General features: G+C 69.3%; 26 protein-coding genes and 2 pseudogenes. 20 read left to right on the top strand and 8 right to left on the bottom strand.

Annotated elements, in window-relative coordinates:
- Nucleotides 1-28: 28 nt before the first annotated feature.
- The 3 genes from IM25_RS07155 to IM25_RS07145 form a co-directional block, all read right to left on the bottom strand.
- On the bottom strand, nucleotides 29-619 hold the full coding sequence (locus tag IM25_RS07155; RefSeq protein WP_428692120.1) for an Rv1733c family protein: 591 nt from the start codon (nucleotides 617-619) through the stop codon (nucleotides 29-31).
- 156 nt (nucleotides 620-775) lie between these two features.
- Entirely contained in the window at nucleotides 776-1,444 is a 669-nt protein-coding gene (gene msrA, locus IM25_RS07150) for a peptide-methionine (S)-S-oxide reductase MsrA (protein WP_006553397.1), read from the bottom strand.
- A gap of 9 nt (nucleotides 1,445-1,453) precedes the next feature.
- Nucleotides 1,454-2,548, bottom strand: coding sequence for an acyltransferase family protein (locus IM25_RS07145; protein ID WP_033097862.1), 1,095 nt, complete (start codon nucleotides 2,546-2,548; stop codon nucleotides 1,454-1,456).
- A 297-nt stretch (nucleotides 2,549-2,845) separates the two neighbouring features.
- Here IM25_RS07145 and IM25_RS07140 point away from each other — a divergent pair, with 297 nt between their 5' ends.
- The 7 genes and pseudogenes from IM25_RS07140 to IM25_RS07110 all read left to right on the top strand — a co-directional run bounded on the left by IM25_RS07140 (nucleotide 2,846) and on the right by IM25_RS07110 (nucleotide 8,818).
- Nucleotides 2,846-3,469 (top strand): superoxide dismutase, encoded by a 624-nt coding sequence (locus IM25_RS07140; protein ID WP_006553395.1) that lies wholly within the window; start codon nucleotides 2,846-2,848, stop codon nucleotides 3,467-3,469.
- Nucleotides 3,470-3,701: 232 nt separating this feature from the next.
- Complete coding sequence (locus tag IM25_RS07135) at nucleotides 3,702-4,235, top strand: hypothetical protein (protein WP_024102643.1); 534 nt, start codon at nucleotides 3,702-3,704, stop codon at nucleotides 4,233-4,235.
- 264 nt (nucleotides 4,236-4,499) lie between these two features.
- The gene (locus IM25_RS07130) at nucleotides 4,500-5,198 is read left to right on the top strand and encodes a TMEM165/GDT1 family protein (RefSeq protein ID WP_006553393.1); all 699 of its coding nucleotides are present in this window, start codon (nucleotides 4,500-4,502) and stop codon (nucleotides 5,196-5,198) included.
- A 78-nt stretch (nucleotides 5,199-5,276) separates the two neighbouring features.
- Nucleotides 5,277-5,780 (top strand): MarR family winged helix-turn-helix transcriptional regulator, encoded by a 504-nt coding sequence (locus IM25_RS07125; RefSeq protein ID WP_198162544.1) that lies wholly within the window; start codon nucleotides 5,277-5,279, stop codon nucleotides 5,778-5,780.
- Nucleotides 5,777-7,024, top strand: coding sequence for an MFS transporter (locus IM25_RS07120; RefSeq protein WP_198162543.1), 1,248 nt, complete (start codon nucleotides 5,777-5,779; stop codon nucleotides 7,022-7,024). The genes IM25_RS07125 and IM25_RS07120 overlap by 4 nt, the downstream gene beginning before the upstream one ends.
- Nucleotides 7,025-7,154: 130 nt before the next feature.
- Nucleotides 7,155-7,919 (top strand): annotated as a pseudogene (locus tag IM25_RS07115) (SDR family NAD(P)-dependent oxidoreductase); the annotation flags it as partial.
- 89 nt (nucleotides 7,920-8,008) lie between these two features.
- The gene (locus tag IM25_RS07110; protein ID WP_033097864.1) at nucleotides 8,009-8,818 is read left to right on the top strand and encodes an alpha/beta hydrolase; all 810 of its coding nucleotides are present in this window, start codon (nucleotides 8,009-8,011) and stop codon (nucleotides 8,816-8,818) included.
- Here the strand turns inward: IM25_RS07110 and IM25_RS07105 are convergent.
- Both IM25_RS07105 and IM25_RS07100 read right to left on the bottom strand, forming a co-directional pair.
- Nucleotides 8,802-9,560 (bottom strand): IclR family transcriptional regulator, encoded by a 759-nt coding sequence (locus IM25_RS07105; RefSeq protein ID WP_033097865.1) that lies wholly within the window; start codon nucleotides 9,558-9,560, stop codon nucleotides 8,802-8,804. The two genes, IM25_RS07110 and IM25_RS07105, sit on opposite strands and share 17 nt — an antisense overlap.
- On the bottom strand, nucleotides 9,557-11,071 hold the full coding sequence (locus IM25_RS07100; RefSeq protein WP_033097866.1) for an APC family permease: 1,515 nt from the start codon (nucleotides 11,069-11,071) through the stop codon (nucleotides 9,557-9,559). The genes IM25_RS07105 and IM25_RS07100 overlap by 4 nt, the downstream gene beginning before the upstream one ends.
- A 354-nt stretch (nucleotides 11,072-11,425) precedes the next feature.
- Between IM25_RS07100 and IM25_RS07095 the strand changes: the two genes are divergently transcribed.
- The 8 genes and pseudogenes from IM25_RS07095 (at nucleotide 11,426) to IM25_RS07060 (ending at nucleotide 17,884) form a co-directional block, all read left to right on the top strand.
- Entirely contained in the window at nucleotides 11,426-12,007 is a 582-nt protein-coding gene (locus IM25_RS07095; protein WP_033097895.1) for a MauE/DoxX family redox-associated membrane protein, read from the top strand.
- 21 nt (nucleotides 12,008-12,028) lie between these two features.
- Nucleotides 12,029-12,643 carry a redoxin domain-containing protein gene (locus IM25_RS07090; protein WP_006553384.1) on the top strand — a complete coding sequence of 205 codons (615 nt, stop codon included), beginning with the start codon at nucleotides 12,029-12,031 and terminating at the stop codon, nucleotides 12,641-12,643.
- 102 nt (nucleotides 12,644-12,745) lie between these two features.
- Complete coding sequence (locus IM25_RS07085; protein ID WP_065995905.1) at nucleotides 12,746-13,414, top strand: methylamine dehydrogenase light chain; 669 nt, start codon at nucleotides 12,746-12,748, stop codon at nucleotides 13,412-13,414.
- Nucleotides 13,411-14,712 carry a hypothetical protein gene (locus tag IM25_RS07080; protein WP_006553382.1) on the top strand — a complete coding sequence of 434 codons (1,302 nt, stop codon included), beginning with the start codon at nucleotides 13,411-13,413 and terminating at the stop codon, nucleotides 14,710-14,712. The genes IM25_RS07085 and IM25_RS07080 overlap by 4 nt, the downstream gene beginning before the upstream one ends.
- Nucleotides 14,709-16,301 (top strand): annotated as a pseudogene (locus tag IM25_RS07075) (multicopper oxidase family protein). The gene IM25_RS07080 and the pseudogene IM25_RS07075 overlap by 4 nt, the downstream one beginning before the upstream one ends.
- A 9-nt stretch (nucleotides 16,302-16,310) precedes the next feature.
- A complete protein-coding gene (locus IM25_RS07070) occupies nucleotides 16,311-16,652 on the top strand; it encodes a cupredoxin domain-containing protein (protein WP_006553380.1) in 342 nt (113 codons plus the stop codon).
- Nucleotides 16,649-16,972, top strand: a complete 324-nt coding sequence (locus tag IM25_RS07065) for a cupredoxin domain-containing protein (RefSeq protein ID WP_084294978.1) — start codon at nucleotides 16,649-16,651, stop codon at nucleotides 16,970-16,972. Before IM25_RS07070 ends, IM25_RS07065 begins: the two co-directional genes overlap by 4 nt.
- A 60-nt stretch (nucleotides 16,973-17,032) precedes the next feature.
- Nucleotides 17,033-17,884 carry a hypothetical protein gene (locus IM25_RS07060; RefSeq protein WP_006553378.1) on the top strand — a complete coding sequence of 284 codons (852 nt, stop codon included), beginning with the start codon at nucleotides 17,033-17,035 and terminating at the stop codon, nucleotides 17,882-17,884.
- A 61-nt stretch (nucleotides 17,885-17,945) separates the two neighbouring features.
- On the opposite strand, the gene IM25_RS07055 is transcribed toward IM25_RS07060, so the two are convergent.
- Nucleotides 17,946-19,523, bottom strand: coding sequence for a TM0106 family RecB-like putative nuclease (locus IM25_RS07055; protein WP_033097870.1), 1,578 nt, complete (start codon nucleotides 19,521-19,523; stop codon nucleotides 17,946-17,948).
- A 149-nt stretch (nucleotides 19,524-19,672) separates the two neighbouring features.
- Between IM25_RS07055 and IM25_RS07050 the strand changes: the two genes are divergently transcribed.
- Genes IM25_RS07050 through IM25_RS07030 form a run of 5 tightly spaced genes read left to right on the top strand, consistent with a single transcriptional unit; the run spans nucleotide 19,673 to nucleotide 23,063 of the window.
- Nucleotides 19,673-20,356, top strand: a complete 684-nt coding sequence (locus IM25_RS07050; protein WP_024102631.1) for a DUF6474 family protein — start codon at nucleotides 19,673-19,675, stop codon at nucleotides 20,354-20,356.
- 35 nt (nucleotides 20,357-20,391) lie between these two features.
- Nucleotides 20,392-20,883 (top strand): hypothetical protein, encoded by a 492-nt coding sequence (locus IM25_RS07045; protein WP_024102630.1) that lies wholly within the window; start codon nucleotides 20,392-20,394, stop codon nucleotides 20,881-20,883.
- Nucleotides 20,884-20,917: 34 nt separating this feature from the next.
- Nucleotides 20,918-21,589: a YcnI family copper-binding membrane protein gene (locus IM25_RS07040; RefSeq protein ID WP_033097871.1), complete on the top strand. Its 672-nt coding sequence runs from the start codon at nucleotides 20,918-20,920 to the stop codon at nucleotides 21,587-21,589.
- Nucleotides 21,586-22,119 carry a copper resistance CopC family protein gene (locus IM25_RS07035; RefSeq protein WP_006553373.1) on the top strand — a complete coding sequence of 178 codons (534 nt, stop codon included), beginning with the start codon at nucleotides 21,586-21,588 and terminating at the stop codon, nucleotides 22,117-22,119. Before IM25_RS07040 ends, IM25_RS07035 begins: the two co-directional genes overlap by 4 nt.
- 5 nt (nucleotides 22,120-22,124) lie before the next feature.
- Nucleotides 22,125-23,063 (top strand): copper resistance D family protein, encoded by a 939-nt coding sequence (locus IM25_RS07030; RefSeq protein WP_065995904.1) that lies wholly within the window; start codon nucleotides 22,125-22,127, stop codon nucleotides 23,061-23,063.
- 4 nt (nucleotides 23,064-23,067) lie between these two features.
- On the opposite strand, the gene IM25_RS07025 is transcribed toward IM25_RS07030, so the two are convergent.
- Both IM25_RS07025 and IM25_RS07020 read right to left on the bottom strand, forming a co-directional pair.
- Nucleotides 23,068-23,706 carry a UdgX family uracil-DNA binding protein gene (locus IM25_RS07025; protein ID WP_006553371.1) on the bottom strand — a complete coding sequence of 213 codons (639 nt, stop codon included), beginning with the start codon at nucleotides 23,704-23,706 and terminating at the stop codon, nucleotides 23,068-23,070.
- A 19-nt stretch (nucleotides 23,707-23,725) separates the two neighbouring features.
- Nucleotides 23,726-26,908 carry an acetyl-CoA carboxylase family protein gene (locus tag IM25_RS07020; RefSeq protein WP_065995903.1) on the bottom strand — a complete coding sequence of 1,061 codons (3,183 nt, stop codon included), beginning with the start codon at nucleotides 26,906-26,908 and terminating at the stop codon, nucleotides 23,726-23,728.
- Nucleotides 26,909-26,943: the final 35 nt, after the last annotated feature.

The raw sequence follows: 26,943 nt of genomic DNA, 5'->3' as shown, positions 1-26,943 counted from the left end.
GCAGGCGGTGCCTGCAGTCCTAGCCGGGTCAGTGGCTGCTGGTGGAGCCGAGGAACGCTTCGATGTCCCGGCTCCACTCGCGGCTGCGCCGCACCTCGAGACGCCAGTGCGCGAGGGCGAACAGCCCGGCCGCGGCGGCGGCGGAGAACGTCCACAACCACACCCCGAACAGCACGGCGGTGAACTTCGCGGCGGAGGTGGTCAGCGGGGGCTGCGTGTATTCGCCGGTGCTCGCCTCGACCCAGACCTGCACCTCGCTGCCCGCGGTCGCGAGACTGTCCACCTGGACGAGCGCGTGACGCGTCTCGTCGCCCCAACCCCAGGTCGCGGGGGCCGAGGAGATCTTCACGGTCTCGCCCCATCCGGAGGAGTCGCTCAGGGCATCGGCGTCGAGGACGGCCGTGACGCTGACACGTTCGGCGTTCTGCTTCTCGGAGAGTTCGAGCTGGGAGCTCCACATGGTGGCGGACACCCACATCGCGACGGGGATCATGATCGCCATCACGGCGATCATGAGGGTGAAGCAGCGCGCCTCGAGCTTGTCGGTGCGACGCACGAGCGGATCCCGCCTGCGCAGACTTCGCCGTGTACGCCGCAGATACCCCGCTCTGGTCGTCATGTCGGCAAGCCGTCCCTTTCCCCCTCTGGAATGATCCCTTCTTCCAGAATGCGTCCGCCTTCGGGGAAGTTCAAGGAACGCCAACGCATCTCACACTCGCACTGCGAGCGGAGATGTGGTGCGCGACACCGTCGAACCCTGAGGCCCGACGCTCTCTCAGGCGCCGAGGCCCACCGGGCAACTCACGCCGGTGGCGTGGACGGGGCAGTAGCCGTTGGGATTCTTCGCGAGGTACTGCTGGTGGTAGTCCTCCGCGTAGTAGAACTGCGTGAGCGGGGCGATCTCCGTGGTGATCTGCCCGTATCCGGCGTCGGCCAGTCGCTTGCCGAACGCTTCGGCCGTGGCCTCGGCGACCTCGATCTGCGTCTCGTCGTGGGTGTAGATCGCCGAGCGGTACTGGGTGCCGTGGTCGTTGCCCTGCCGCATGCCCTGGGTGGGGTCGTGGTTCTCCCAGAACTGCTGCAGGATGTGCTCGTAGCCGATCACCTTCGGGTCGAAGACGACGAGCACCACCTCGGTGTGCCCGGTCCGGCCGGAACACACCTCCTCGTAGGTGGGGTTGGGGGTGTAGCCGCCGGAATAGCCGACCGCGGTCGAGTAGACGCCGTCGAGCTGCCAGAACTCCTTCTCGGCGCCCCAGAAGCAACCCATGCCGACGACTGCGGCCTGCAGGCCCTCGGGGAAGGGGGGAACGATGCGGTTGCCGTTGACGTAGTGGGTCTCGGGGACGGGCAGCGGTTCGGCGCGACCGGGGAGCGCGTCCTCGCGCGTCACCATCTGCGACTTCGAACCTGCACGGGCGAGGATCTCGTCGAACCAGGACATGACCCGATGCTACGCGCGGGTCGGAGCGACAGTCCGTTCGTCGGAAGCGACCTGCTTCGGCGCGAGCCAGCGGCTCTTGATCCAGTGCGCAGCCGGAACCTCGACGCTGCGGTACAGCACCTCGGCGACGAGACCGCAGCCGATCAGCAGCAGCACGATCGCCGCGGTCGTGCCGACGATGCCCACGGTGTTCTCGTAGATCCGGTACATCACGAGGGTGTGGGTCAGGTAGATGCAGTAGCTGCGGGTCGCGACCCAGGAGACGACGGTCGAGCGCGCGAGGCGCCCGTCGTACCGCGCGACCAGCACGATCGCCGCGAAGACCACCGTCACCGTCCACAGATAGCGGCTGCCCGACCAGTAGACGTTGATGTCCGTGGCCATCACGATCACCGCGATCTGCGCGAACATCGCCGCCAGCAGGGCGCGCAGCGAAATCAGGCCGGCCCAGCCGAAGTACACGATCTGCCCCAGGAACAAGGTCGGCAGCGTCGACGCGATCTTCGACAGGAACGGCACCGTGTACGGCTCGGGCACGTACAGGTTGTAGAGGAGCACCAGCATGCACAGCACGGCGCCGAGCATCGGCACCGCCACCGGCGCCGTCCGCAGCAGCGACCGTCCCGCCACGCACCACAGGTAGAACGAGATCTGTGCGGCGAGCGTCCACACCACGCCGAGCACGATCACCTGTGGTTTCAGGAAGAACGCAGCCAGGAAGAAGGACAGGAACGCCTCGGAGACCGACACCGTGGTGTGGCCGCTGAAGGTGCCGTTGATGCCGAGCCACACGAGCACGACCGCGGCGAGGATCGCCACCCAGAAGGCCGGCAGGAGCCGCGCGGCCCGGGCGATGAGGAACTTCCGGCGGTCCTGCCGGATCGCGGACCGGGTGACGAGCATGCCCGTGAGCATCATGAACGCCGTCACCCCGACGGACGACAGGTGCTGGTTGAGGCCGGCGCCCTTGACGAGTACCTCGTAGGTGAGGTCGATGCCCCACCAGCCCGTCCCGAGGTCGTCGATCAGGTAGAAGGCGATGTGGGAGTAGAGCACGGCCGCGACCGCGACGAACCGGACGACATCGACGCCCGGCAGATCCACACGCGGTGCATCGGCCCCGCGTGTCGGTTCGTTCAGGAAGGGCCGAAACACGCGCCAATGTTAAGGTCCCGTTCACGCAGCCGTTGCCGATGGTCCCGATATCCGACTGTTTGCGCTGGTGAGAGCTATTTTCCGGACGCGTGGGCCGTTCCGGGTGCTCTCCGACACAGTCGCGGTCCGATCGTGTCCGCATTACGGGGAATGTTGCGGACGGTGTAGTTATGGACTTGGGTGGAAACCCGAGAAGGTACGGAATAACTGCACGGGCCGGACGGCCCGGTGAAGAAGGGACCCTTCGTGGCTGAATACACACTTCCGGACTTGCCCTACGACTACGCAGCGCTCGAGCCGCACATCTCGGCGAAGATCATGGAGCTGCACCATTCGAAGCACCACGCCACCTACGTCGCCGGTGCGAACACCGCTCTCGAGAAGCTGGCCGAGGCCCGCGAGAACGGCACCATGGCGGCCCAGGCGACCAAGCTCGAGAAGGACCTCGCCTTCCACCTGGGTGGTCACACCAACCACTCCGTCTTCTGGAACAACCTCTCCCCCGAGGGTGGCGACAAGCCCGAGGGTGAGCTCGCTGCTGCGATCGACGATGCCTTCGGTTCGTTCGACAAGTTCCGCGATCACTTCTCCGCGAACGCGAACTCCATCCAGGGCTCCGGCTGGTCGATCCTCGCGTGGGATTCGATCGGACAGCGTCTGATCATCGTCCAGCTGTACGACCAGCAGGGCAACATCCCGATCGGCCTGACCCCGCTGCTCATGCTCGACATGTGGGAGCACGCCTTCTACCTGCAGTACCAGAACGTCAAGGCCGACTACGTCAAGGCCTTCTGGAACATCGTCAACTGGGCGGACGTGCAGGCTCGCTTCGAGCGCGCTCGCACCGCCACCTCGGGCCTGATCGTCTAGTACGGATCGGTCATACAGGTCGCGAGACCGACAGCGAGGGCGCCGGGACACCGGCGCCCTTCGTCGTCTCCGGGCCTGGTCTTTCCTATCCGCTACAGGAATCGCTATCCGCCGCAGCAATTGCCGAGGCGGATAGCAAGAGGTGTAGCGGCAGTGCTGGCACTCGACACCTCTTGTGTGCCAACGAAGAAAACGGGCATTCTCCCCTTACCGACCGAGAGGGAGGAGTGGGATGAACGCCGAGGAACACAGCCGCATCGAGCTGTCCGCATTCCAGTCCGCCGGGTCGCTTCGAGGTTTCGTCGTCTCGGGCAGATGGCCCGCGACCACCCGCGAATGGGCCCAGGTGCTGGCGATGACGGTGCGGATCGCGTCGCTGCCGGGACTGCTGCCCACCTCGACGGTCTTCGGGGTCAAAGAAGAACTGCCCGACGACCCCGAGCCCGGAACCGTGGGCCTCGTGGTCGCCGAAGGTCCGGTGCTCGGCGAGCGTGCCGTGCAGCCCGGACGGTTCGCCGAGCATCAGCCGCCGGCACTGATCATGCTGCATCCGCCGTCGGAGACGACGCCGTCACTGCCGGAGAACGCCGGCGCCGCCTCGGGCTGCGTGCTGCTCCCCGGGATCCCACATCTCGGGCTCGAGCATCGCGCCGCGTGGGTCGAGGCCGAACCGGACGGCACGGTGACGGCACTGGTCAGCAAGGTGGGAGTGGATCCGGGCAACGACCCCGACACCGCGATTCTGGCCATGCTGCTCGCTTCGTGAGGGCGCCCTGAAAACGAGAGTTTGGTTCTCCTAAAGTTAGCATTGCCTTTACAGAATTCGGTTCGCCGGGCTAACGTTGTCGTCGGCGAAGGGGAGTAGCCCCCAATCGCAGGGTCGACATACTGGCGGCGCCCGACAACGGCACTGCCCGGCCCCGCGGACCGGATCATCCTCCGGTGGGCGAGACCTTCGGCCGCTGGTCGCACCGTGCGTCCGGCGTCCGGAGGAAGCCCCGTTTCCTCCACACGAAAGGAGGAAACGCATATGTGGTCCGCGCTCGTCCTGTCCTTCGCAGTCGTCTTCGTCGCCGAACTCGGCGACAAATCCCAGCTCATGGCGATGACCTTCGCCCTGCGGTATCGCTGGTGGGTCGTCCTGTCGGGGATCCTGTTCGCGACCACCGCGGTGCACCTCGTGTCAGTGGCTGTCGGGCACTATCTGGGTGTCGCGATCCCCGCGACCGCCATCTCCATCGTCGGCGGCATCGCCTTCCTGATCTTCGGCGCGTGGACGCTGCGCGGCGACTCCCTCGACGACGACGAGCAGTCCAAGGCCGGACGCGTCGCGCGCTCCGCCTTCCTCGCCGTGACCTCGGCGTTCTTCCTCGCCGAACTCGGCGACAAGACGATGCTCGCGACCATCACGCTCGCGACCGACAACAACTGGGCCGGGGTGTGGATCGGGTCCACCGTCGGCATGGTCGCCGCCGACGCGCTGGCCATCGTCATCGGTGCCGTGTTCGGCCGGCATCTTCCCGACAACGCCATTCGCTACGGTGCTTCCGCCCTGTTCTTCGGCTTCGGCGCGTGGATGCTCGGCGACGGCCTGTTCCCGGCGACCGGCGTCGTCGGACCGATCGCCGGCGCGGTGGCCCTGCTGCTGTCCGTCGCCGCGATGGTGGTCGTCCGCCGGCGCGCCCGCCGTGTCACGGAGGACGAGGCCCCGGCGCTCATGCGTCCCTGATCACCGTTCCGAACAGTGTCTTTCCACTCTGCACAGGAGTATGCTTGCCGATAGGCAAATAAATTCGGAGGTGGTTCCATGTCTGAACTCACGGACAGCACCCCTCGATCCGAAACTCCTCCGTTCGACGCGGAAGACGTCCATCGTCTGCGTATCGCGATCGGACGGATCTCCCGCCGCATGGGCATGTTCGCCTCGGAGGAAGGGCTGACGCGTTCGCAGTCGCCCCTCCTCACGCCCGTCGCCCGCCACGAGACGATCGGAGTCCGCGACCTCGCGGAGATCGAAGGGCTCAACCCCACCATGTGTTCGCGCATGGTGGGCAAACTCGAAGACGCCGGGTTGCTCACCCGGTCCCCCGACACCGACGACAAGCGTGTCGTCCGCGTCCACATCACTCCCGCCGGTGCCGCACTCTCGGCGGAACTGCGCGACCGCCGCACCGCCCTGTTCGCCCGTCACCTCACCGAACTGAGCGACCGGCACCTCGAAGCTCTGCACGACGCACTGCCCGCCCTCGAGGCACTCTCGCAGCGCGTCGCCGATTCACCGCGCCCCTCCGCCGGGAGGGGTCGCCCGTGACAATGCTCGCCGACATCAGAGGACAGACCTTCGCCGCCCTGCGCGGCCCCAACTTCCGCCTCTACATCAACGGCCAGGCCGTCTCGCTCATCGGCACGTGGATGCAGACGGTCGCGCAGTCGTGGCTCGTCCTGCAGCTCACCGGCTCCGCGACCGCCATCGGCATCGTGCTCGCACTGCAGACTGTGCCGATGCTGCTGCTCGGCCCCTACGGCGGCGTGGTCGCCGACCGCTCCGACAAACGCCGGCTCATGATCGGGTTGCAGACCCTCATGGGTGTGCAGGCCCTGATCCTGGGGCTGCTCGTCGTCACCGACACGATCGCCCTGTGGCACGTCTACGTCCTGGCGGTCGCGCTCGGCCTCAACCAGTGCTTCGAGAACCCCGCCCGACAGTCGTTCATGCTCGAACTGGTCGGTCCGGAGGATCTGCGGAACGCCGTGAGCCTGCAGTCGGTCCTCGCCTCGTGCTCCCGCATGATCGGCCCGGCCGTCGCCGGCCTGGTCATCGCCGCGGGCGGACTCGGCGTGTGCTTCCTGCTCAACGCCGCGAGCTTCGTTGCCGTCGTCACCTCCTTGCTGCGACTCGACGTCTCCCGGCTCCAGCGCTCCCCCGCCGCCGCCCTCGCGAAGGGACAGCTGCGTGAGGGTTTCGCCTACGTCCGCAGCACGCCCGACCTGGCCGTCCCGCTGTCGATGATGGCGCTCGTCGGATGTCTGGCCTTCGAGTTCCAGGTGGTTCTGCCGGTCTTGGCCGACCACACCTTCGCTGCCGGTGCCGGGGCCTACGGCTTCCTCACCGCCGCGATGGGCGCCGGATCGGTGGTGGGGGGCCTCGCCGTCGCCACCTGGGGTCGCACCGGAACCCGGCCGCTGATCCTCACCTCCCTCGCGTTCGGCATCGCCATGGCGGTCGCCGCCGCGGCCCCGAACCTGACCACGCTCATCGTGCTCATGGTGATCGTGGGCGCACTGAGCGTGACGTTCACGTCCACCACCAACAGTTCGCTGCAACTCGCCTCCGCGCCGACGATGCGCGGACGGGTGATGGCCCTGTGGTCGGTCGCCTTCCTCGGCTCCACGGCCATCGGCGGTCCCATCGCCGGATGGGTCTGCGAGCAGTGGGGTGGCCGGGCCGGATTGCTGCTCGGTGCCATCGCGTGTCTCGTCGCCGCGGCGATGGGAGTCGTCGCACTGCGCCGCCGGACCGCGACCCCCGCGGAACCCGCGGCCGTGACCGGTTAGGGTTCGTGACGAACGACACTCACACGCCGTAGGGCTCTGTGAGAGAACCCGACGGAGTCGGACTCGGTGCCAACGAGCCCGAACCCGTCGGGTTCACGCAGCCCTCGGCTCGGGACAGGAGATACGAACAGTGGAGATTCAGGGATCCGCCGCACTGGTGACCGGCGCCGCATCCGGTCTCGGCGCCGCAACCGCACGCCGTCTCGCCGACGCCGGAGCCACCGTCTTCGGCCTCGACCTGCAGCAGTCCATCGACCGCGTCGGCGATGCCGCACCCGCGGGTGTCACGCTCCTCGCCACCGACGTGACCAGCGGCGACGAGGTGCAGGCCGCCGTCGACCGCATCGTCGAGTCGGGTGTTCCGCTGCGCATCGTCGTCAACTGCGCCGGTGTCGGCTGGGCCGGCCGCATCCTGTCGAAGAACGGCCCGCACGACCTCGAGCTGTTCCGCACGGTCATCACCGTCAACCTGCTCGGCACCTTCAACGTCATGCGCCTCGCGGCCGACGCGATCTCCAAGACCGAGACGGTCGACGAGTCGGGTCAGCGCGGCGTCGTCATCAACACCGCCTCGGTGGCGGCGTTCGAGGGCCAGATCGGTCAGATCGCGTACTCCGCGTCGAAGGGTGGCGTGCACGGCATGACCGTCCCCGCCGCACGCGACCTCGCGCAGTTCGGCATCCGCGTCAACACCATCGCCCCCGGCATCGTGGACACCCCGATGCTCGCCGGTGTCACCGAGGAGTACCGCAAGGGCCTCGAGGCCGGTGTGCCGTTCCCGTCGCGGCTCGCCCAGCCCGCCGAGTACGCGCAGCTCGCGCAGATGATCGTCGAGCACGACTACCTCAACGGTGAGACCATCCGCATGGACGGCGCGCTGCGCATGGCGCCGCGGTACCCCTTCCTCCGGTACCCCCGCCTCTTCCGTGCGCGTTTCCGGCAGTTCCGGCTGCCGGGAACGCGCACATGCGTTAGACCGGACCCATGCGGATCGTTCTCGCCGTGGTGCTCGTCGTCGCGCTCGTCGGCGTCGCCGGGTGGGCGCTGCAACGACGCCTGATCTACCTGCCCGACAGCTCCACTCCCCCGTCCGCCGCGACCGTCCTGCCCGGTGCGGAGGACGTCGTGCTCACCACCTCCGACGGTCTCGCGCTCGACGCCTGGTTCGTGCCCGGTCGCGCTCCCGACGGCCCCGGAGCCGGCTTCACGGTTCTCCTCGCTCCCGGTAACGGCGGCAACCGACTCGGCCGCGTCGACACCGCCGCCGACCTCGCCGCGGCGGGGTTCTCGACGCTCCTGTTCGACTACCGCGGGTACGGCGGCAATCCCGGCGCCCCCACCGAGGAGGGGCTCGCCGCCGACGCCCGCGCGGCCCTCGAGCATCTCCGTTCACGCGACGACGTCGACCCCGCCCGGGTGCTGTACTTCGGGGAGAGCCTCGGCTGCGCCGTGGTCACCGCGCTCGCCGTCGACGAACCTCCCGCCGGGATGCTGCTGCGCTCGCCGTTCACCGATCTCGCCGCCGTGGCCCGGCACCACTATCCCTTCGTGCCCGCCGCACTGTTGAAGGACGAGTTCCCCGTCGCCGAACTCGTCGGCCACATCGACGTGCCGATCACGGTCGTCTACGGCACCGCCGACAGCATCGTCCCGCCCGCCCAGAGCACGGCGGTCGCCGATGCCGCCCGGCAGCTGCACGAGCGCGTCGAGCTCGACGGTCTCGAACACAACGATCCACCGATGTTCGGCGCGCCCGTGGTGGACGCCCTGATCCGGCTCAGAGCAGGCCTGTGAGCCTGGCGGAGCCGTCGACGAGGAATCTCACCAGATCGGGATCCGGCTGTACCTTCGCGGCCGACCCGTGCAGGTACAGGCCGCCGACGACGAAGGACGACGAGTCGCGGATCGGGACGGCCAGCGCCGCCCGGCCCAGCCGGGTCTCCTGGCACTCCTTCGCGTAACCGGACGAGACGATCTCGCGCAGCTCCCGCGCCAGCGACTCGCGGTCGCACATCGTGAACTCGGTGAGCCGGCGAAACTCGGCATCCGGAGCCGCCCCCGGCACGTGTGCCAGCATCAGCTTGCCGATGGCATTGGCGTGCAACGACTTCGACAGCGTGGTGATGGCGACGATCTCGTGGTCCGGATCCTGGTCGACGAAGCGGAGCCGGCTCCCGGCGAAGGACGCGACGTGCAATCCGAAACGCGTGCACCCCCGCAGGTCCTCCATCACGTCGTGGAGCGACTCGGACGGGGTGGATTCCGCTGCGGCCTGGGCGAGTTCGGCGGTGCGACGACCGAGCGCGAAACCCGACAGGTCGGGGACACGCACGAGATAGCCGTCCGCGACGAGCAGGTTCAGCATCCGGTAAGCGGTGGCGGGAGGCACTCCGGCGAACGCGGCGATCTCCTTGGCGGTGGTGCCGGGACCGAGCTGTGCGACGGCCTCGAGCATCCCCAGCGCCTTCTGCACGGCGTGGGGTTGTCGTCCTCCGAAAGTAGTCTCGGAGGACCGGATCGGCACGTGGGCGGTCACATCCGCTCCTCCTGTGTGCCCCCCGTGACGATCCGCGGCCGCCCGTGCTCGTCGAGGACCAGTGTCCCCGCACCCGGCAGCAGATCCGAGGTCTCGACGGTGTCGAAGGCTCCGATCGTCGCGAGGCTCTGCGGGCGGAGCCGGCGCAGCACCGCGCGCCAGACGGGTCCCGACACCAGGAGCGCGACGAGCGCCACCGGCACGACGAGCAGCGAGTGCGTGACCCCGTCGACGGCCGTGGCCACCAGCAGACCACCACCGAGCAACGCGACGAACACCGCCGCGACCCGCGTCCACGTGGTGTCCTCACCGATGCGGTGCAGGAACCGCAGGGATGCCACCGCGACCAGCGTGTACGCCGCGACCAGCGCGACCTCGACGACACCGTCGAAGACGGACGAATCCGCTTCCGCCACCAGGGTGTACAGGACGGCACCCGCGACGCTCACCGCGACGAACGTCGTCACCGCGAGGTAGGGGGTGCGCAGGGTGCCGTGTACGCGGGCCAGAGCGGACGGCAGCACCCGTTCGACACCCATCGAGTACAGGAGCCTCGAGCCTGCCTGTGCGCAGCCGAGTGTCGACGCGAACCACGAGCACGCCATGCCCGTCTTCACGGCGAGCACGACCGCCCACGACGCACCGGAGTCGACACCGTCGAAATACGCTCCGATGATGAGCGATCCACGCCCGGTCAGCGAGGCGACGGCCGTGAAGACGAACAGCGCCCCGACGACGAGAGGGGTGATCAGCACCGTCCGGCTGACCGTGACGAGCGGCCGACGGGCCTCGGGTCCGAAGAACGCCGCGCTCTCGAATCCGGCCATGGACAGGACGGTCATGAGCGCCAGGAAGGGCAGCAGGCTCAGCGGTGAGACCGGCAGTTCGCTTGTCGTCGTCCCGCCCGCCGGCGCGACCAGCATCGTCGCGACGATCAGTACCAGCGAACACGTTTCGACGAGCAGGATCGCGCGGGTCGCGAACCGCACGCCGCGGATCGCGATCAGGGCGACGACCCCACCGAGCACCGCCGCCGTCACCAGCCACGGTCCCGTCCCCGGAAGATTCAGTCCCACAAGCTCACCGAGATCCAATACTGTGCGTGCTCCCTGGGCCAGCACGGAGATCGAGATGCCGAGATATCCGACGATGAGCGCCGTGCCCGTCACGAGCGCCGCGCGCGTACCGAGTCCCTGGAAGACGAAACTGTAGAGCGAACCCGCCGCGGCCAGGCGTCGCGTGAACTGCGTGATGCACCATGCGACCAGCACGACGACGCCGGTCGTCGCGGCGATGGTGAGCACACCCCCGAGTCCCGGAGCGCTCACGGTCATCCACAGGGCGATGAACACCATTCCGGTTGCGGGAGCGATCGTCGACAGCGACTGCCCGATCAGATCGAGCTGGGACAACTGCCGGCGGCCGAGCGCATGCAGGGGTGAGCGCACGTGATCCCCGGTGGGTTCCGCGTCCTGCGCGCGGACGATCGCCGCCCGGAGTGCTGACGTCACGGCCGTGGTCCTTTCACTGGATTCGTCCGGACGCTAACCCCGTTCTGTTACAGCCGCATTACCTGCGCGAACACGACGTGCCGTCCAAGTGGGAATCCGCTCGCAGAGGCGATGCGAGGTGCATCACGCCACCGCCTTCCGCGCGGACTCGGGCGAACGCAAAACCCCACGTCGCCGAGCCCCGACGTCCCTGAATTCGAAGGCTCGCGTTCTCGTTCAGGGTGTCCCCGTTCGTTTCTCCGGCGTCGCACGCCCGACTCGAGACCGCAGCAGGATGTGTCCATCCCCACCTGCGAGGGATCCGCCGGGACCTCGACGAGGTCCCGAAGCGAAACGGAAGGAGTGGTCGCACACATGCTGTGGGTGCTGATCGCATCGATCGTCGGAGGCACGCTGTTGCTCGCCGGCATCCCCAAGACCCGGGACCGCCAGGGTCTGCTGCGCACGGTGCGCGGGTACAAGCTGCTGCCTGCGCCGCTCGAGGACGCGGTGTCGTTCGCGCTGCCGTGGGCCGAGATCGTCCTCGGTGCCGCGCTCATCACCGGCATCGCCGGACGATGGGCGGCCGCAGGCGCCGCACTGCTGTTCCTGTGCTTCTTCGGCGGCCTGACGATCAACCTTCTCCGAGGCCGTCGTGACCTCGACTGCGGCTGTTTCGCATTCGGTTCCCATGACATCCCGCGGATCGGGTGGTTCCACGCGGTGCGGGCCGGTGCGTTCGTGCTCGTCTCCGCAGCCCTGGCCCTCGTTCCCGCCGGCGCACCGTCGCTCGCCGAGCACCTCCTCGCCGTCGCGCTCGCCGCACTGGTGCTGGTCGTGGTCGTCACCGCGGTGCAGTTGCGGTCGATCGTGCATCCGGGCCGACGCCCGGTCGACGACCACCTGACGAAGGCCTCGATCGAACTTCGTGCCGCCTCGACCCTCTCGCGGTACTGACACATCCGAACGGAGAAATCTGTGAACACCTTCCTGCTGATCGCGGTCATCGTGCTGGCCGTCGCCGTCGCGGCACTGTTCCTCATGCTGCTCGCCCTCGCCCGCGAGATCGGGCGCGTGCAGGTGCGTCTCGGCCCCCTCGGCGCCCGGATGATGGACACCGGCCCGAAGATCGATCAGGTCGCTCCGAGCTTCCGCGGCCTGCAGGACCACCTCGGCCGCGAGGTCGGCGTCGGTGGCCACCGCGACAAGGCGCAGCTGCTGCTGTTCACCGCGCCGTCGTGCTCGACCTGCAAGAGCCTGCTGCCCGGCGTCAAGGCTATGGCGAAGGCGGAGAAGGACCTCGAGGTCGTCATCATCTCCGACGGCACGCCCGAGGAGCACCAGAGTTTCCTTGCCGGTTCGGGTATCGGTGCCGAGCTCAGCTACGTCGACGCCCGCGATGTGGGCATCGCCTACCAGGTGGGCACCACTCCGTACGGCGTGATCCTCGACGAGCACGGCAAGATCCAGGCCAAGGGCCTGTGCAACCACATGGCGCAGGTCGAATCCCTCCTCAACGCACTCGAATCCGGCACGCCCTCGCTGCAGCACCTGCACGAGGCAGCCAAGACTCGCGCCGCAGCCGGTCTGTGATCTGCGAGCGCCGACCGCCCCGTCGGTACGGGCGGAATCTCATCCCCTTCTCGAGATCGGAGTACGTCGTTGGACCTCAGACCCTCATCCGGTGAACCGGAGATGCACGAGAACCGATATCCGGTGGACGAAGCCACCGTCAAGGAACAAGCCGAATGGATGGCCGGCCGCGGCGGATCCTTCATCGGCCGCACCGGCCGCAGGATGTCCGAGCGGGTCTCCCGCCGTTCGGTGATCAGCAAGATCGGCCGGTGGACCATGGGTGTTTCCGGTGTGGCACTGATCAGTTCGCTGCCCGTCACCCGCACTGCGCTGGCGCAGGAGCCGCCGGCTCCGCCCCCCGCCGAACCCGAACCGCTCGTTCCGGTCTACGACGGCAAGGACCCCGCCGAGTGCGAGTACTGGCGCTGGTGCAACATGGACGGCACCTCGTGCGCGGCCTGCAACGGCGGCGGTGTCACCACCTGTGCGCCGGGAAGCCGTCCCGGAGCGGAGTTCTGGGTTGGATGCTGCACGCATCCCGACACCGGTAAGACCTACCTGATCGCCTACTACGACTGCTGTGGTGCACCGTCGTGCTCGAACGCCTTCTGCGGTGAACCCGACATGCAGGCCATCATGTACAACCCGGTCTCGGGCAGCTTCGACCAGGAGATCATCTGGTGCGTGTCCGACGAATCCCAGTCGTACACCTGCACGATGGCACCGATCATCGGTGAGGACTGCCAGACCCGTCCCGCCGCACGACCGAAGGTGGGCGCCGGATCATGAAGCGCACCCAACGGGCGGTCGCCGCGACCGTCCCGCTCGCTCTCGCACTGTCCCTCGCGGCGTGCTCGAGCGACGACGACTCCTCCTCCGCGGCGGGCGAGGTCACCTACCCGACCGTCCCCTACACCACTCCCGGTGAGGGCATCTCCCTCGGTCACGACGATCAGGAGATCGGCGACACCATCCCGGAACCCGTGCATGTCTCGGAGATCCAGCCCGCGAGCGAGAACGACCTGCTTGCGGTCCTCCGGACTCCGGGCGGGCTCGAGATCGGTGTGAACGTCCTCGACCCGGTCACCGGTGTCGCGGGCAGTCGCATCGTCGTGGGTCCCGGCATCTGGGATCCGGTCATCCACGGGTTCGTCGGCGAGAGTTCCTCGGACCCAGCGGTTCTCGCCGCCGAAGTGTGGCGGCCGCGCGGGTCGCGCGGCCAGGCCGACTTCACCGTCACCACCTACTCGGGCGACCTGCTCGAGCCGGACGAGATCGAACTGCCCGACTACGCCCGCGCGCACTCGCGTCCCGGGTCCAGTGCCGTCACCTCGGACGGGAAGTACTTCGTGACGTGGGACGACGGCCTGTACGGCGTCCGCGTCGTCGATCTCGAGGCCGGCAAGGAGAGCGGCGCGCTGCAGATCATCGGGTGCGGTCCGTTCACCTGGCTCGTCGACCACAAGCTCTACAGCGTGTGCGAGGACACCCGCGAGCTGATCCAGATCTCCATCGACGATGCCGGTGTCCCCACCGAGACGGCGCGCACGAAGGTGCTGCCCGACGACTTCGTCAGCAACCGCAAGGTGACCTGGGCCGCGGACGCGAAGAAGGCACTGCTCGTCGGCGCGACCGGCGACGTCTTCGTCTTCGACTTCTCGAACGGTCTGCCGGAGGATCCAGTCGCTCCCATCGGGAACGCCGGACAGGACGGCGGCCGCTTCGCGGAGAACGCCATCAACAACACCGGCGACCGGATCGCGATCGAGTACACCGACAGCGAGATCCATCCGCACTCCGCGCGCGGTGGCGACATCGTCACGATCGAGCTGTTCGACGCGACCGGCCTCGCTCCGATCCGCACCCTCGATCTCGCGGCACTGGGGATGACGGACATCGCGTCCATGGCCTTCTCCGTGGACGGATCGATCCTGTATGTGGTCGGTTCGGGCCCCGAGGTCGACGGCGAGTCGGCCCAGCGCATCGTCGGTGTCTCGGCGAGCGACGGCACCGAGGTCAGTGCCGCCGAGGTCACCGGAACCGTCGACGACATCCGTTCGCTCCTGACCCCGCAGGTGATCCGATGACACGACCCGGTTCCGGGCTCGTGCTCGCTCGCCGACGCTTCCTCCGCCTGGGCACCCTCGGTGTCGGGGCGGTGGGGCTCGGCGCGCTCGGGTTCGGTGCCACCGCCTGCAGCTCCGGTACGTCCGGACAGCAGGCGGTGGCCACCGAGCTCGACTACATCCGTCCCACCGATCCCGAGGTGGCCGCGGCCGAGGCGGCCCGCGCCACCTCGGGAGCGACGGCAGCCTTCGCGCTCGCTGCGGGGGTGGGCGCCGTGGACCTCGGTGGGCGGATCGTGAACACGTGGACCTAGGGGGGGGCCGCCGTCGCACCCGAGCTGCGGTTGTCGAAGGGCGACCGGGTGCGGGTGTCGGTGGACAACGGGCTTCCGCAGGAGACCACGCTGCACTGGCACGGCATCCGGATCCGCAACGACATGGACGGTGCGGCTCCGGTCACGCAGGAACCGATCGGCGCCGACGGTGGCCGGTTCGAATACGACTTCGTCGCACCCGATCCGGGCACCTACTGGTACCACTCGCACAGCGGACTGCAGGCCGACCGTGGTCTGTTCGGGGCTATGATCATCGAGGACCCGAACGACGCCACCGGCGCGGACGCCGACGCGGTGCTCGTGCTCGACGACTGGGTCGACGGTCTGGGCACCACCCCCGACGCGGTCCTGGCCGCGCTCAACCCGCAGGTCGCCGGGCACGGTCATGCCGGGCACGGCTCGGGGCCGGCCGAGTACACGGACGCCGATGCCTCGGTGGCGCAACAGATCACGTCGGCGGGCCACGGGGACTCCGTCCCGCTCGGCGGCATGACCCAGCACATCGCGTACCCGCTGCACCTGATCAACGGGCGTCCGCCGAACGATCCCGCCGTGGTGGAAGCCGCTGCGGGGCAACGGTTGCGTCTACGGGTCGTCAACGCGGCCGCGGAGACGCCCTACCGTTTCGCCGTGGCCGGTCACGAACTGACCATCGTCGCCGTGGACGGCTTCGACGTGCAGCCGACGACCGCTGACACCGTGATCCTCGGCATGGCGCAGCGGGTGGACGTGCTCGTCACGGTGCGTTCCGGTGCGTGGCCGATCGTGGCGAAGGTCGAGGGGCGCGACGGCTACGCGTCGACCGTGCTGCGGTCCCACGACGCGGTGCCGATGTCGAACCCCGATGTGGGATACGACATTCCGGAGCTGAACGGGCGACTCGTAACCGAGAGCGAACTGCGGCCCGCCGAATCGGTACTGCTCGAGAAGCGGGACGTCGACCGCGACTACCGCGTCGAGCTGATCCAGGCCGGCGACCGCTACGTGTGGGGCATGGCCGGCCCCGACGCCGGCCGACTGGTGATGAAGGAGGGGGAACGGATCCGGATCACGATGGTCAACTCGTCGCCGATGTGGCATCCCATGCACACCCACGGCCACACCTTCGCCGTACCGGGTTACGGCGGTCTGCGACGCGACACCGTCAACGTGCTTCCGGGGACCGAACTCGCCATCGAGTTCGACGCGGACAATCCGGGCGAGTGGATGTTCCACTGTCACAACGCCTATCACTTCGAGGCAGGAATGACCGCGAATCTGCGGTACATCCGGTGAGGACGAGATATGAAGAAGTTTCTTTCCGCGGTCGCGGGCACGACACTCGCGATGGGACTGCTGACCGGATGCGGCAGTGCGGACGCCGACGAACCCGCGGTCGTCATCGAGGTCTCCAACATGTCGTACAGCCCCGCATCGGTCACCATCGAAAAGGGCCAGACCGTGCAGTGGCACTTCGACGACTCGGGACTGCCGCACGATGTGGCGGGCGACGGACCGCTCGAAGGTGACCTGAAGAGCGAACTGCTCACCGAGGGCACCTACGAGTACACCTTCGACGAGGCCGGCACGTTCACCTACCACTGCACGCCGCACCCCGCGATGGTCGGCACGATCATCGTCGAATGATGCGGATCCGGTGGGGGGTGGCCGCGTTCGTGATGCTGGCCGCGACCTGGTGTGCCGGCTCCCCCACCGGGCCGGACGCGGAGATCGTCGTGCGCGACGTGCACTTCGCGCCGGTGGACGTGACCGTACCGGTGGGCGGCACCGTCCGGTGGACGTTCGACGACGGCGGGGTCCTGCACCACGTCGGATCGGAGGGCGAGTTCGACAGCGGCATCATCCCCGAGGGGAGCTTCGAGCACACCTTCACGACGCCGGGCGTCTACGAGTACCACTGCTCGGTCCACCGGTACATGACCGGAACCGTCACCGTGACCGGGTGACGGACAACGCCGTCCGCCGTCCGGTCGTATCCGTAAGCACCACAGCAAAGGAGCATCCCGATGACAGAAACACTCGTGCGTGAGCCTCTGGCTCACCCGCCCCTCGGAGTCGACGTACCGGAGATACGCCCGACGCTCGAGAGCGCCGTCGCGAAGAAGACCCGCGGCGGCCTGATCGCCGGTGCCGCGGTGGTCGGCGCCGCCGCCGGTCTCGTCGCGGCCGCCTCGACCCCGACGGCCATGACCGCCGCGGTGATCGCCACCGGCGCGGTGACCGCACTGGCCGCCAACTGGTCGACCTGCGGTATGTCGGTGGCCGGCGTGGTCGCCGCACCGAAGCAGCCGGGACGCCGTGGGTCGTCGACCCCGATCCGCCGGCTCGGCTGGCACACCCTCGGATCGCTCGCGACGGGCATCCCCACCGGCGCGCTCTTCGGTGCGCTCGGCGCGCTCGTGACCGGCTCGGTGCCGTGGGCGTGGATGCTCGCGGCCTGGGGCGTGATCGCGCTCGGTTACGGCCTGCACGAGCTGGGCATGATCACCCTGCCGACGCCCATGCGGCGTCAGCAGCTCCCCCGCCACCTGCGGCGCACGATGGCGCCGTGGAAGGTGTCGCTGCTGTTCGGTGCGCTCATCGGCCCCGGCTTCATGATCTTCATCCGGTCCAGCGCGTACTACCTGCTGGTCCTCGGCGTGATCGCCTCGGGTTCGCCGGTGCTCGGCGCCGCGATGTTCGCAACCGTCAGCCTCGGCCGCTGCATGCCGAGCGTACTGGCCATCCTGCACACCCACCGCGGGGGTTCGATGCCCGGCTTCCTGTCGGCGATGTGCGTCGTCGACCGTCGTGTCCAGACCCTCACCGGCGGTGTCCTCATCGCCCTGGCGGCCTTCGCTCTTGCCGCACTGGTCTGATCTCCCGTGCGTGGTTCCGGTGGCCGAGGCCACCGGAACCACGCACGTGGCATGCTCTGCGCTACAGGTCCTCGACGAACGGGATGTCGAGCACCGCACGATCACTCATCCACTCGCGCAGGACCTTCGTGGCGATCACGTCGTCCTCGTTGTACTCGAGCAACCGCACACGCTGCGCCGGATCGGGCTCGCCCGCCATGCCCACGGCCTCGCGGTACCAGCTCATCGACGCCTCACCCCCGGCCTCGGCGTCACGCCAGTGATGCCCCGCGATCGGTGCGATCTTCTTCAGCCCCTTGCCGTTCGGACACACGAACTGGTCGGTGACGGCCTGGAAGATGTCGACCCACTCGTCCGAACCGATGAACGCCTTGACCTCCGCGAGCTCCGGCACACCCGGGAAGCCGTGGAACCGCCGCGCCGACGACAGCAACCACTTGTCCTCCGCCGACCGCGAATAGCAGTAGGCCGCAAAAGTCTTCCCGCGACGTTCGGCCGCGCGCCGCTGGTCCGACAGCCAGCGCCAGAACTCGGCGAACGAGCGTGCCTCGTCGTCGGTCGGCACGGGCTCCCACGTCGCGAACGGGATGTACTCGGAGGACGATCTCGAATTGAGCAGCGTGCCCCACAGATAGGCGCCGTGCTCGTGGTAGCTCTCCATGTCGATGTCGACCTCGACGTCGGCGCGGTGGACGTGCACGTGCCGGTAGCGACGCACGAGCGGCGCACCGGCGATCCACGCCCGCGCCGTGACGATCGCGTCCTCGAACGAACCCTGCGGCCACGCTTCCGGTTCCCCGCCCTCCCACCGGGCGAGGCCGTCGATGGTGTGCACCTCGAGTTCGCGCAGCACGGCGGCACGTTGCCCCGGCGCGACGAGCGACACATCCCGGGTGACGGTGAGTTCGGCGCGGCAGCGGTCCCACCACGGGCAGGTCTTGCACTCGCCGATCTGCGACGGCGCCGTCGGAGTGAGACCCCGCGCGATCTCGAGTCGGTCCGCCAGGCGGGCGTCGTAGTCGTCGAGGATCTGGTCGAGATCGTGCACGAGGATGCAGTCGCCGCCGTAGCCGATCGCGCCGGCGACCTTCGCGGGGCTCGCAAGTCCGTGACGTTCGAGCATCCGGTACAGGTGCGCGAGGCGCATCTGGTCGCGCACCTGACTGCGCACCTTGCGGGTCTCGTCGACAGCGGGTGCCCACGCGAACAGATCGGTGGTGAGCGCGCCGTGTCCGGGATCGGTGACCTTGTGGTTGACGACGATCACCGGGATGTAGCCGCCGTGTTCGGCGTCGCGCAGCAGGATCTCCGAGCGGCCGCGGCGTCCGGTGTCGGGTTCGCTCGGCAGCACCGCACCCCAGATGCGGTCGGCGCCCGCGCGGCACGCGTCGAGTGTGCGCTCGGCGCGCTGCGACATCGGTCCTTCGGGGGCGACGAGCACCCACCCGTCCGGGTCGGCGTCGAACAGCGTCTGGCGGATCGCCTCGCGATGCGCAGCCGCCGCCTCCTGGCGTTGCCGCGCACCCGGATTCTCGGGTGCATCTGCGAGTTCGTCGGGGAAGGTGGCGTCGAGATAGACCCGGTGGCGGCACCTCGTCAGCGCAGCGGCCTCGAGGGAGACGGCTGTGCGCTGTGACACTCCGCGTCGGGGCCGCGGTAGTTCTCCGGTTGCGTCCACGACATTCCAGGGTATTCCCTGCACAGGCGACGGCTCGCAGCAGCACCGTCACGTTAGGCTGACGCGGGGCGCCGGAGCGTCGTGTCGTACCGAATGGAGGGTGCTGTTCGATGGGGTTGTTCACACGGAAGCGTCGCGCGACTCGCAGGGCGGAAGCGAAGGCGCTGAGGACCAAGGCGAAGATCGAGGCCAGACTGGTCGCGAAGAATCGGCTCGAGAACGACCGGCGGGCAGCGAAGGCCAAGGCGAAGATCGACAAGAAACTCGCGAAGTCGCAGGTCAAGCTCGACCAGGAACTCGCGAGGTCGCAAGCCAAGGTCGAGAAGGAACAGATCGCGACCCTCAAGGCACAGAAGAAGGCCGCCGAGAACCAGGGGCTCACCGCGGCGAAGGTGCGCCGTTATCTCGGCGTCGCGCGTCTGCTCGCGCCGGTGCTCGTCCCGATCGTCTACCAGGCCGTGACGGCGCTGCGCGGTCAGCTCGACTCGCGTCGCGCGCAGCAGCTCGGGGTGCCGATCGAGGAACTGGGTTCGTTCACCGGTCACGGTGCCCGGCTCAGTGCCCGCATCGCGGGTGCGGAGCAGTCGCTCGCGAAGGTCGAGCAGCGCAACCCCAAGGACGCGGAGACGCAGAAGTTCGCCACCGCGACCCGCGAACGCCTCACCGATCTGACCGCCGCCGTGCAGACGGCCGAGCAGATGCCGGCCGCGCGCCGGAAGTCGGCACACGCGGCGATCTCGTCGGAACTCGACGGCATCGAAGCGGATCTGCTCGCGCGCCTCGGCGTGCGCTGACGCGGCCTGCACATCAGGAACGAGCACGACCGACAGTGACCAGGTATCCGACCGTTCTCGGCACCACCGCGGGCATCGCCACCGCGGTGCTGGCGGTGGCCGCCCACGGCGCCGCCGGCGGTGGTGTGCCGACGGGACCGGTCGCGGTACTGCTGGTCGCGGTCGCGGCGATCGTCGGGATCCTCGGCGCGCACCAGCCGTCGCTGTCCCCGCTCGTGCTCCTCGCCGGTGGGCAGGCGGCCACGCACGTCGCGCTCACCGTGCTGGTGCCCGGTCACGAACACCTGTCGGTGTCCATGCTGGGCGCCCACATGCTCGCCGTCGCCGTGTGCGCGGTGCTGCTCACCGCCGCGGCCCACGTGTACGCGGCGTGCGGCACCGCGCTGCGGGTCGTGCTGCTGCGCGGCCCCCGGGTCGCCGCGCCCGCCGTGCTCGCCCCGACCTCGTCGACCGACCGGCTCGTGTGGGGGCGTGCACCCCCGGCCATCTCGCGGAGAGGACCACCGCTCGCCACGGCTGCGCTGTGACGATCGATCCTCCAACCACGAGAAAGACCCATACATGTTCGAGTTCTCCCGTCGCGCCCTCGTGGGCGCGACAGCAACCGCTGCGCTGATGGTCGCGGGCGCCGGCATCGCTTCGGCCCACGTCACCGTCGTCGCACCCGGAGCCGAGCAGGGCGGTTACACCGTCCTGACCTTCCGGGTCCCCACCGAGTCCGAGACCGCCGGCACGACCGCCCTCACCGTCGAGCTTCCGGGGCTGCGCTCGGCGCGCACCGAGCCGCTGCCCGGCTGGACGGCGACCGTCGAGAAGGATCCCGAGTCGCAGCTCGCGACCTCCGTGACGTGGACCGCCGAACCGGACGTGCAGGTCGGGCCGGGACAGTTCCAGCAGTTCGTCCTGTCCGTCGGGCCGCTGCCCGAGGAGGACGAGATCGCCTTCCCCGCGATCCAGACCTACAGCGACGGCGAGGTCGTGGCGTGGGACGAGATCACGACCGGCGACGGGGAACCCGAACGTCCTGCCCCCAGCCTGACCCTCGCGGCGAGCAGCGGCGACGGGCACGGCGGCAGTGGTGACGCGCACGCCACCGAGACCGAGCAGACCGCCGGCGCGTCGGAGGACACCACCGACAGCACCGCGCGGTGGCTCGGCGGTATCGGCCTGGTGCTCGGTGCGCTCGGCGCCGCACTCGGCCTCGGCGCCGTGATCCGGGGGCGGCGGGCATGAAGCGCATCCTCGTTCTCCTCACCGCGTTGATCGCGGCGCTGACCCTGTCCGTCGGTTCCGCAGCCGCCCACTCGGTGGTGCTGTCGAGCTCGCCCGAGGACGGCGAGCAGATCGCCGAGGCACCCGATCGGGTGACCGTGACGTTCAACGAGAACCTGCAGGAGCAGTTCGCGGCTCTGACCGTCGTCGGGCCGGACGGCAACCTGTGGTCGAAGAGCGACCCGATCATCGAAGGTGCGAACGCATCCGTCGAACTAGACGGTCTCGGCCCCGTGGGCGAGTACACGATCGCCTACCGGGTGACCTCCGCCGACGGACATCCCGTCAGCGGAACCCGCACCTTCACGCTCACCCAGGAGGGGACCGGCACGCCCGGTGAAGCGGCGTCCGGTGACACCGCGACCGGCGAGACCGGCGCGGAGTCGGGCGAGAGCGACAGCAGCGGACCTGCCGTGTGGTGGTTCGTCGTCGCAGGTGTCGTCGTGGTCGCCGCAGGTCTCGCCTTCGCGCTGCGCAAGCCGAAGGCCTGACCCGCATGATCCCGGAACGCCGGCAGTGGCTCGTCGTGGCCGCTGCCGGCGTTGCCTTCGGAACCGTCGCGGGCATCGCCGTGGCCGGTTCCCTCGCCCTGCCCGCCCCCTCGAGTTCGGTGCGGGCGATCGAGCTGTGTGCCGGCTCGACCGTGCTCGGACTCGCGGTCCTGGCCGTGATGGTGCAGCGGCAACGCCGTCCCGCGGTTTCCTCCGACACGCTGTGGCGGACGATCGCCACGCTCGGCGGTGTCTGGCTCGTGCTCGCGAGCATCGACCTCGCCTGGGCCGCGTCCACCGCGGCCGATGTTCCCGCCGCGGACCTGGATGTGGGGCGGTTCGGGCAGTTCGTCGGCACCACCACGGGACGCGTGGATGCGGCGGCGTGGGTGTGCATCGCCGCGATCGTCGTCGTCGCCGCTGTGGCGTACCGCCGGTCGGCGGCGTGGTCCACCCTGCCGGTGCTCGTCGCCGCGGCGCTCGCGTTGATCGCCCGGCCAGTCACCGGCCACATGGCGCAGCAACCGCTGGGGTCGCTGTTCAACGCCGTGCATGTGCTCGCGGCCGCGGTGTGGTTCGGGGTGCTCGTGGCGCTGGCCGTCACCGTGCGGGGCCGCGGAGCGTGGGCGGAACTGCTGCCGCGCTACTCGCAGCTGGCCCTGCGGTGCGTGGTGGCGTTGGTGATCACGGGCGTGGTCGACGCGGCGGTACGGCTCGGCTCGGGCTCCGCACTGCTGGGCACCGGCTACGGACGCGTCGTGCTCGCGAAGGCAATCGTGCTGTGCGCCCTGCTGGGGCTCGCGTGGAACTGGCGGCGCAACTGGCTCCCCGCTGCCGCGTCCCACCGTCTCCCGGAGGAGGAGTCGCTGCGCAACGCCGTCCTCGAGGTGTGCGCGATGTCGGTGGCGCTCGGGCTCGCGGCCGGATTGGCGACCACCGGCTGAGCCGTCACAACGTGGCCGCTCGTTCCAGGTCCTGCACGAACGAGCGGAACATGTCGTCGCGCTGCGATTTCGCCCGCAACACCGCCGACGGGTGCACGGTGACGACCACCGCCGGATCGCACGACCCGCACAGCTCCTCGGGCAGGTGCAGGACCTCCCCGCGGTGCTGTGTGAGCTTGAAGTCCTTACCGAGCAGCGACTGCGCGGCCGTGGCTCCGAGGCACACCACCACGTCGGGGCGGACGGCGTCGAGTTCGGCCTCGAGCCACGGCCGGCACGCCGCGACCTGCCCACCCGACGGTTTCTTGTGGATGCGTCTGCGGCCGTTGGCGGACCGGTCGAAGCGGAAATGCTTGACGGCGTTGGTCACGTACACCGTCCCGCGATCGATGCCCGCGCGTTCGAGGGCCTTGTCGAACAGGTGCCCCGCGGGCCCGACGAACGGTTCTCCCGCGAGGTCCTCCTCGTTGCCCGGTTGTTCGCCGACGAAGAGCATGCGTGCGTCGCGCACCCCTGCCCCGAAGACCGTCCGCTCGGCGGCCTTGTAGAGATCGCATCCCCGGCATCCCGCGGACGCGGCGGCGAGTTCGGCGAGGTCGCGGCTGTCGGGTACGTACTCCTGTGCGCCGGGATAGGTCACCATGGCTGTCGCATACCCGGCTTCACCGCGGTTGCACCAGTCGCTCGATCCAGGCGCGGCTGTCGGCGGGGGCGATGACGTCGTCGAGTTCGAAGCTCGTCGCCGCCTGCAGGGCCTTGCCCTGCTGGTAGGCGAGGGCGACGAGCCGGCCGAACAACTCCTCGCGCTCGCGGGGTGTCTCCGCGGCGTCGAGTTCCTTGCGGAATCCGAGACGCACGGCCCCTTCGAGTCCCATTCCGCCGATCTCCCCCGTCGGCCACGCGACGGTGAATTCGGGTGCGTGGAAAGATCCGCCGGCCATCGCCATCGCGCCGAGGCCGTAGCCCTTGCGGAGGATGATCATGCCGAACGGGACCGTCAGGCGTGCGCCGGCGACGAAGAAGCGCCCGAAGCGGCGCACGGTGGCGTCCTTCTCCGATTCCGGTCCGACCATGAATCCCGGTGTGTCGCAAAGACTCACCACGGGCAGCCGGTGCGATTCGCACAGTTCCAGGAAGTCCGCGGCCTTGTCGGCGGCCTCGGCATCGATCGCCCCACCGAGGTGGGCGCTGCTGTTGGCGAGCACGCCGTAGGAGGCGCCTTCGACGCGCATCAGGGCGGTGACGATGCCGACGCCGTAGTCCGGGCGCAGTTCGAGCACCGATCCGAGGTCGGCGATCGCGTCGATCGCCGACCGCACGTCGTAGGCGCGGAAACGGTTCTCCGGCACCACATGTCGCGCGAGACGCGGGTCTGGTGCCTGCCGGTCCTCGTGCGGCGCGGTGAAGTACGCGAGATATCGCCGGGCGACGTCCACGGCGTGCGCCTCGTCGCGCGCCGCGACGTGCACGACGCCGTTGCGGCGTTGCACGTCGATCGGCCCGATGTCCTCGGGGCGGTGCACGCCGAGTCCTCCGCCCTCGATCATCGCGGGGCCGCCCATGCCGATGTTGGCGTCGGGGGTCGCGATGAGCACGTCGCACACCCCGGCGAGCGCGGCGTTGCCCGCGAAGCAGCGGCCGGAGACGACCGCGACGGTGGGCACGCGTCCGCGCAGCGACGCCATCGAGCGGAAGGTGGGCAGGTCGAGGCCCGCACCGGAACCGGCGTCGACGTCCCCGGGTCGCCCGCCACCACCCTCGGCGAACAGCACGAGCGGCACCCGCCGCCGGGCGGCGAGTTCGAGCAGCCGATCGGTCTTGCGGTGGTTGTTGCGGCCCTGGGTACCTGCGAGGACGGTGTAGTCATAGGACATCACGACCACCTCGGCCCCTCCGATCCGGGCGGTGCCGCCGACGAGTCCGTCCGCGGGAGTGTTCGCGATCAGGTCCTCCTCGCTGCGGCGGCCGCGCTGCGCAGCGAGGACGAGCGGCCCGTATTCGACGAAGCTGCCGCCGTCGACGAGGTCGGCGATGTTCTCGCGCGCAGTGCGCCGGCCCCGCCCGTGCCGCTTCGCCACGACCTCGGGCCGCGCCGCGTCGGTGGTGGTCTCGTGCCTGCGGCGGATCTCGTCGAGGTCGGCACGGTCGGCGTCGAGGTCGACCGCGGCGATGTCGTTCGTCGCGGTGTCCGCGTCGAGCACGCGGACCACCGCGAGCACCGTGCCCGGGTCGACGGTGCGGCCCGGCTCGACGAGCACACGTTCGACCACGGCGCTGCCGAGTGCCCGGATCTCGTGCTGCATCTTCATCGCATCGAGCACGGCGAGCGGCGCACCGGCCGGAAGGGTGTCGCCTGCGCGGGCGACCTCCACGACCGTGCCGACCATCTCGGCGTGCACCGCGTGTTCGTCGGCGCGCAGATCCGTGTACTCCACCGGCGCGGTCGTGGCGGTGTCGACGAAATCCGGGAGCCGCTCCCCCAGCCACGTGGTGTGGACGTTGCCGGACCGGAACTCCTTGTCGTCCAGGATCTTCTGCAGGAGATCGCGGTTGGTGTCCACACCGTCGACGACGAACTCGCCGAGTGCCGTCGACGCCTTGCGCAGCACGGCCGCGCGGTCGCCGGAGCGCACGTACGCGACGACCTTGGCGAGCAGGGAGTCGTAACGTCCGGTCACCTCGAGGCCGGGTCGGCCGTGGGTGTCGACGCGGATGCCCGGTCCGCTGGGAGGCGTGAACGCGGTGAGCGTCCCGGCGGTGGGCAGGGCGATGCCGTCGGCGCGCGGTGTCTCGGCGTTGACGCGCACCTGCACCGCGATGCCCTGCGCCACCGCAGGACGGCCGTCGATCCCGTTGCCGTCGAAGGTGATTCCTGCGGGGAGGCCGAGTTCGTCGAATCCGGCCCCACGAGCGATCGCGATCTGGGTCGCGACGAGATCGACGCCCGTCACCTCCTCGGTGACGGTGTGTTCCACCTGGATCCGGGGGTTGACCTCGAGAAACACAAAACCGGCATCGTGGACGAGGAATTCGACGGTGGACAGCCCGTGGCATCCGACGTTCCCGATCAGCCGGACGGCCGCGCCGTGCAGCGCCTCCCGCAGGGCGTCGGGCAGGTCGGGCGCGGGTGCGATCTCCACGAGTTTCTGGTGCCGGCGCTGCACGCTGCAGTCGCGGTCGCCCAACGCGACGGCGCGGGTACCCGACCCCGACTCGGCAGCCACGACCTGCACCTCGACGTGCCGGGCACGCTCGACGAGCGCCTCGGCGTACAGCCGGTCGTCGTCGAAAGCGGCGTGCGCTTCGGCGGCGGCGAGCCGGAGCGCCTCGTCGAGATCGGCGGCATCGCGGACCACGCGCATGCCGCGACCGCCACCACCCGACAGTGCCTTGACGACGATCCCGCCCGGATGGTCGCGCAGGAAGGCCCGCACGGACTCCGGATCCGTCGCCTCGACGGCAGCGGTCACCGGGATGCCGAGTTCCTCCGCCACCGAGCGGGCGGCCCGCTTGTCGCCGAGGACACGCAGTGCTTCCGGGGACGGCCCGACGAAGGTGAGCCCGGCGTCCGCACAGGCCTGCGCGAAGGCGGCGTTCTCGCTGAGGAATCCGTAACCGGGATGCACCAGCGTGCACCCGGTCGCCCGGGCGACACCGACGATCGCCCCGGGGTCGAGATAGACCGAGGGACCGGACCCCGGCAGGGCCTCGGCTCGCGTGGCGGCGCGGACGTGCGGAGCGTCGGCGTCGTCCGCGGCGTGGACGGCGACGGTGTCGAGTCCGAGGTCCCCGGCCGTGCGGACGACACGCAACGCGATCTCACCCCGGTTGGCTACGAGCAGCATCGACGATCCTTCCCTCGGCAGCGGTTGTATCCACT

The sequence above is a fragment of the Rhodococcus sp. p52 genome (assembly GCF_000763325.2).
Lineage (GTDB): Bacteria > Actinomycetota > Actinomycetes > Mycobacteriales > Mycobacteriaceae > Rhodococcus > Rhodococcus pyridinivorans.
This window is presented reverse-complemented; position numbering and strand designations above follow the sequence as displayed.